Source organism: Marilutibacter aestuarii (genome assembly GCF_006546775.1).
GTDB lineage: Bacteria > Pseudomonadota > Gammaproteobacteria > Xanthomonadales > Xanthomonadaceae > Marilutibacter > Marilutibacter aestuarii.
Map to the genome: position 1 here is coordinate 1 of NZ_VICE01000036.1, position 6,236 is coordinate 6,236.

General features: G+C 71.6%; 5 protein-coding genes. 2 read left to right on the forward strand and 3 right to left on the reverse strand.

The features are described 5' to 3' along the window. The 3 genes from FKV25_RS03660 to mutM all read right to left on the reverse strand — a co-directional run. Positions 1-2,461, reverse strand: a 2,461-nt coding sequence (locus FKV25_RS03660; RefSeq protein WP_141517440.1) for a serine/threonine-protein kinase, incomplete at its 3' end; no start/stop codon positions are given. A 22-nt stretch (positions 2,462-2,483) separates the two neighbouring features. Continuing rightward, positions 2,484-3,068, reverse strand: a complete 585-nt coding sequence (locus FKV25_RS03665) for an ECF-type sigma factor (RefSeq protein ID WP_141517441.1) — start codon at positions 3,066-3,068, stop codon at positions 2,484-2,486. A gap of 41 nt (positions 3,069-3,109) precedes the next feature. After that, positions 3,110-3,922, reverse strand: coding sequence for a bifunctional DNA-formamidopyrimidine glycosylase/DNA-(apurinic or apyrimidinic site) lyase (gene mutM / locus FKV25_RS03670; protein WP_141517442.1), 813 nt, complete (start codon positions 3,920-3,922; stop codon positions 3,110-3,112). Between the two features lie 242 nt (positions 3,923-4,164). On the opposite strand from mutM, the gene FKV25_RS03675 reads away from it, so the two are divergent. Together FKV25_RS03675 and FKV25_RS03680 are read left to right on the forward strand one after the other, a co-directional pair. Continuing rightward, positions 4,165-5,349 carry a DesA family fatty acid desaturase gene (locus FKV25_RS03675; protein ID WP_141517443.1) on the forward strand — a complete coding sequence of 395 codons (1,185 nt, stop codon included), beginning with the start codon at positions 4,165-4,167 and terminating at the stop codon, positions 5,347-5,349. A 139-nt stretch (positions 5,350-5,488) separates the two neighbouring features. Then, the gene (locus FKV25_RS03680) at positions 5,489-5,842 is read left to right on the forward strand and encodes an EF-hand domain-containing protein (RefSeq protein WP_141517444.1); all 354 of its coding nucleotides are present in this window, start codon (positions 5,489-5,491) and stop codon (positions 5,840-5,842) included. Positions 5,843-6,236: the final 394 nt, after the last annotated feature.

A 6,236-nucleotide genomic window follows, 5' to 3' on the forward strand; every position in this document is an offset into this window, starting at 1 on the left:
CGCGGCCGGCGTCGCCCCGGCCCAGCGCGATCTCGACCTCGCCGAGCAGGCGGTCGGCCTGGCTCGCGTCGGCACCCGGCATGGCGTCGATCTCCTGCCGCGCCTCCTGCAACAGCGGCAGGGCCTCGGGGTGCCGGCCGGCTTCGTGCAGCACCGTGGCCAGTCGCAGCAGGGCGTCGACGAGGCGTTCCTGGTCGGCACGTCCCGCGCGTGCGGTGCGCGCGATCCGCAGCGCGTCGTGCAGGTGCACCAGCGCCGTCGACAGATCGTTGCGCTCCCAGGCCACGCGCCCGAGCAGGCCGTGGCTCTGGATCAATGCCGGATCGTCCGGGCCCAGGCGCTGCATGCGCTCGCGATGGATCTCGGCCAGTTGCGCCTGGGCGTCCGTGAAACGCTGGTCGTCGAGGTAGAGCGCCACCAGCTGCTCGCGCACGCCCAGCGTGGTCTCGTGGCCCGTGCCGACGACCTGGACGGCGAGCGGCAGGACGGCGCGCAGGGTGGAGATGGCGTCCTCCTGCCGCCCCAGGCGGCGTTGCACGCCGGCCAGGCGACGCCCGATGTCGATCTGCAGGCCGTGCTGCCCGCCCACCCGCTGCTGCAGCCGGTCGCCCGCCTGCCGGTACCCGGCGAGCGCGGCGAGCAGTTCGCCGTCCTCGACCTGCAGGTCGGCCAGGTCGATGAGGGTCTGCACGGTGCCGACTTCATCGCTGCGCATGTCGCGGCGCACGGCCAGCGCGCGCTCGAACATCTGCCGGGCGCCCTGTCGCGCGCCCGTCGCCTGGCGGCAACGCCCCAGCTCGGAATAGAAGTCGGCGGTCTGCGGCGGCAGCTGCGCCTGCTCCCGCCGGGCGTCGCCCAGGGCCGGCTCCAGCAGGGTCACGCAGGCGGCGGCGTCGCCCTCCTGGCGCGCCAGGCGTCCACGCAGCACCAGCGATTCCAGGCGCAGGCTGGCCGGAATGTCGGCGGTCTGCGCGATGATCGCGGCCTGCTGCTCCAGCAGCGCCCGCGCCTGTGCCTGGTCGCCCAGGCCCATGCGCAGCCGGGCGATCACGCCCAGCAGTTCGGCACGTGCCCGCGGCTCGCGCGCCAGTTGCAGGTTGCCGCGCTCGACCGCGCCGTCGAGCAGGCTGTCGAGGTCCAGCGGCTCGCCCTCGCGGCCGCGACCGGCGTTCTCGAACAGCCCGATCATGAAGTCCTGCATGGCCTGCGCGCGCGCCGCCTCGGCAACGGCCTCGCGCGCCTGCCAGGCGATCAGTGCCAGGGCGGTGCTCAACACCAGTGTCACCACGAGGCCGGTGGCGAGCGCCCAGCGGTGCCGCGCCACGTACTTGCGGAAGCGGTAGCCCAGTCGCTGCGGCTGGGCCATCACCGGGCGCCCGGCTTCGAAGCGGCCGATATCCTGTGCCAGCGCCTCCACCGAGGGATAGCGCTGCTCCGGCCGCTTGGCCAGCGCGCGCAGGGCGATGTTGTCCAGGTCGCCCGCCAGCACCCGGCTGCGCCGGCGCTGCGCGGCGCGGTCGTGCGCCGTGGCCGTGTCGCGCATGACCGCCTGCGACGGACGCACCGGATCGGCGGTGAGGATGGCCTCTTCCCATTCGGCGTCGCTGTGGCGCTTGAGGCGATAGGGCTTGCTCGCGGTCAGCAGTTCGTACAGGACTACCCCCAGCGAATACACGTCGGTCATGGTGGTGACCGGCTCGCCGCGGATCTGCTCGGGCGCCGCGTAGTGCAGGGTGAAGGCACGCATGCCGGTACCGGTCTGCTCGGGTGCGGGCGCCTCGCTGTCGAGCAGCTTGGCGATGCCGAAATCGAGCAGGCGCACCTCGCCGGCCGGGGTGACCAGGATGTTGGACGGCTTGAGGTCGCGATGGACGATGAGGTTGGCGTGCGCGTGGCTGACCGCGTCGCAGATCTGGCGGAACATCTGCAGGCGCTGGGCGAGCGGCACGCGGTATTCGCGGCAGTAATCCGTGATCGGCGTGCCGTCGACGTACTCCAGGGCCAGATAGGGCAGGCCGTCGGCGCTGATCCCGGCGTCGAGCAGGCGGGCGATGTTGGGGTGCGCGAGGCGCGCCAGGATCTCGCGCTCGCGGGTGAAGCGCAGGCGCAGGTCGTTGCTGGTCAGCCCGGGGCGCAGCAGCTTGAGCGCGACCCGGCGCTGGTAGAGGCCATCGGCGCGCGAGGCCAGCCAGACCTGGCCCATGCCGCCCTCGCCCAGCAGGCTCTCCAGGCGGTAGGGGCCGACCTCCGCGCCGCTGCCGACGCCGGCCGGCGGCATCACCAGCGGTTCGGACAGGAAGTCGTCGTTGTCGTCCTCCAGGGCGAGCAGGCCCTCGAGCTCGCCAGCGAGCCCGGGATCCTCCTCGCGCAGCGCCTGCAGGCGGCGGGTCCGCGCCTCGGGCTCGAGTTCGAGCAGGGCGTCGAGCAGCGGGGACAGCCGTTGCCAGCGTTCGGCGTCCATCCGACCTCCCCGCCCCGAGCGCTCAGTCGTCCTTGAGCGAGGCCAGCAGGAACATGCGCGCCTTCTGCCAGTCGCGCCGGATGCTGCGCTCGGAGCGGTCGAGCAGCCCGGCGATCTCCAGTTCCGACAGGCCGCCGAAGTAACGCAGCTCGACAACCTGGGCCAGGCGCTGGTCGACTTCCGCCAGGCGCGTGAGCGCGGTGTCCAGGCCCAGGGTTTCCTCGTCCAGGCGAACGCCGCCTTCCAGGTCCTCGGGCAGGTCGGTGACCCGGTGCAGGTCGCCGCCACGCTTCTGCGCCAGGCGCTGGCGCGCGTAATCGACGACCACGCTGCGCATGGCCGAGGCGGCGTAGGCGAAGAAATGGGCGCGGTCGTCGAACTGGGCCTCGCGGCGGCCGATCAGCTTGAGGTAGGCCTCGTGGACGAGCGCGGTGGCGTCGAGGGTGTGCCCGTGCTGCCCGGCCAGCTGGCGGCGCGCCATCGAATGCAGCTCCTGGTAGAGCGTGGCCAGCACGTTGTCGAGCGCGCCGCGATCGCCGCCGCGGGCCGCCCCCAGCATCCGTGTGATGTCGGCGCGTTGCGCCGGCGTGCCGTCCTCGATGTCCATGCGCGGACTATAGCGCGTTCAGGATGCGGCAAGCACGGGAATCAGCGCTGGCAGCGGGGGCACCAGACGCTGGCGCGCTGGCCGATGCTGGCCTCGCGCAGGGTGCCGCCGCAACGGCGGCACGCCTCGCCGCCGCGACCGTAGACCATCAGCTCCTGCTCGAAGTAGCCGGGGGCGCCGTCGGGGCTGATGAAATCGCGCAGGGTCGTGCCGCCGCGCTGGATGGCATGGGCGAGGATCGACTTCACCGAAGCGGCAAGGCGACGGTAGCGATCGCGGGAGATCCCGCCCGCCGGCCGGAGCGGTGAGATCCCTGCGCTGAACAGCGCTTCGGCGGCATAGATGTTGCCCACCCCGACCACCACCGCCTGGTCCATCAGGAAGGCCTTGACCGGCGCCTTGCGGCCGCGACTGAGGGCGAACAGGGCGTCGCCGCTGAACGCGTCCGACAGCGGCTCCGGGCCCAGCCCGCGCAGCAGCGGGTGGACCTCGCCGGGCGGCTGCCACAACAGGGCACCGAACCGGCGCGGGTCGTTGAAGCGCAGCACGCGCCCGTCGTCGAGGCCGATGTCGACGTGATCGTGCGCGCGCAGGGGGGTCTCGCCAGGCAGCACCCGCAGGCTGCCGGACATGCCCAGGTGCAGGATCGCCGCTCCGGCCGACGTGTCCATCAGCAGGTACTTGGCGCGCCGGCGGACCGCGTCGATGCGCTGGCCGGGCAATGCCCGCGCCACCTCCGGCGGGATCGGCCAGCGCAGGTCGGGGCGCCGCAGGACCACGCGGTCCACGCGACGTCCCTCCACGTGCGGGGCCAGGCCGGCACGGGTGGTCTCGACTTCGGGCAGTTCGGGCATGCGGCAAGCGTACTGGAAGGCCCGTGGCACGGGCAGCGGGCCGGGCGGCTTCCTGAACGGGGCGCGGCTTGTTTTCCGCTTCCGCGCATACCATCTCGTTTCCTGTACGGACGCCGCCCATACGGGCGCGAACGGACACATCCGGGTGGCATGATGGTCCCGGGGAGCACCCTCAGGTATCCACCGTCCGACCGCGCCGCGGCCGGCGTCGCCCAACAGGACCGCGGTCCTCGGAGTTTGAAATGCCCGCTTCACTGCTCGACTTCCTCGCCGGCGGACTGCTGCAGGCCGGTTTCGGCACCCTGGTGATCTATTTCCTGGTCGCCACCCAGCTCACGATCTTCTCGGTGACGCTGTACCTGCACCGCTCGATGGCGCACCGCTCGGTCGACTTCCATCCGGCCGTCGCCCACGTGTTCCGCTTCTGGACCTGGCTCACCACCTCGATGATCACCCGCGAGTGGGCGGCGATCCATCGCAAGCACCACGCCAAGTGCGAGACCGAGGAAGATCCGCACAGCCCGCAGGTCAAGGGCATCAAGACCGTGTTCTGGCGCGGCGTGGAGCTGTACCGCGAAGCGCGCAGCGATCGCGAATCGATCGAGAAGTACGGCAAGGGCTGCCCCGACGACTGGATCGAGCGCCACCTCTACACCCCGCACGCGACGATGGGGCCGACCCTGCTGCTGTTCGTCAGCTTCGCCCTGTTCGGCTTCGCCGGCGTGGCGATCTGGGCGATCCAGATGGCGTGGATCCCGTTCTGGGCGGCGGGCGTGGTCAATGGCCTGGGCCACTGGTGGGGCTACCGTAATTTCGAGAGCGCGGACACCTCGACCAACCTGACGCCCTGGGGCGTGTGGATCGGCGGCGAAGAGCTGCACAACAACCACCACGCGTTCCCGAGCTCGGCGAAGTTCGCCCTGCGCCGCTTCGAGTTCGACATCGGCTGGGCCACCATCCGCACCTTCGAGAAGCTGCGCCTGGCCAAGGTGCTGCGCGTGGCCCCGACCCTGGACGTACGCCCGAACATCGCGATGCCGGACGGCGAGACGCTCAAGGCGCTGCTGGCGATCCGCTTCCAGGCGATGACCGACTTCTACCGCAACGTCACCCTGCCGACCCTGCGCGAGGGACGCGATACCCTGCCCCGCGCGATGCGCAAGGGCCTGGCCGACGGTGGCCGCTGGCTGGACGACGGCAAGCGCGCGCGCCTGCAGGCCTGGCTGGCCGAGCGCCCGAAGATGGCCACGCTGGCCGAGTACCGCCAGCGCCTGGCGCAGGTCCTCGACGACCGTTCGCACGACGCCCAGGCCACCCTGCAGCGCCTGCATGCCTGGTGCACCGAGGCCGAGGCCAGCGGCATCCATTCGCTGCAGGCCTTCTCGGCGCGCCTGAAGGGCTATGCGCTGGCGCCGGCCCGTCACTGAGCCGGGCCGCCATCGTCCAGGAGAGCCCGCGCCCGTCGCGGGCTCTTTCGTTTCCGGGGTTCGTCGCTTCCCGACCTCCAGCCGAACGCGGGGCCGGGCGGCCCGCCGTCCCGGCGCGGTTTCCGGTAGCCTGCGCGGCATGACCCCGATCCTTCGCCTCGCCCTCGCCATCGGCGCCTGCCTGGCACCCGCCCTCTTCATGCCGCCCACGCACGCGCAGGTGCAGGCGACCAGCGAATACCTGGCGCGGATGGACGGCGACGGCGACGGCCGCGTGTCGCTGGCCGAGTACCAGGACTGGATGAGCTATGCGTTCGAGCGCATGGATGCCGACGGCGACGGCACCCTCAGCGTCGACGAGCTGCCCGGCGGCCGCGGCAAGCCGGTCAGCCTGATCGACCACCGCGCGAAGCTCGCGCGCACCTTCGTCCGCCAGGACCAGGACAAGAACGGCTTCCTCGACGCCCGCGAACTGTCCGCCCCGCCGCTGTAGGCGCGCCGCCGCGCCCCACGCCCCGCCCACGGCATCCCCCACCGGCGTCGCGCCCGGCCCCAGGCGGGTTCGTCGATGTTGCTGGCGCCCTCGACCCTGATCCTCTCGCCCCGGAGACCACCGGGCTCCACGGCTTCGTAGGATGGGTTGCGCGAAGCAAAGCCCATCGTCCGTCGTGCGTGCAATCCCGCGACGGTGAGTTTCGCCTCTGGCTCTACCCACCCTACGAGACGGGGATCCAGCCTTGGCCATTCCGGGGCCCCGGGTGCGCTTCGCTTACCCGGGCTACGCGACGTGCGGCCGTTGCCGTTGCCGTTGCCGTTGCCGTTGCCGTTGCCGTTGCCGTTGATCTTGATCTTGATCTTGATCTTGATCTTGATCTTGATCTTGATCT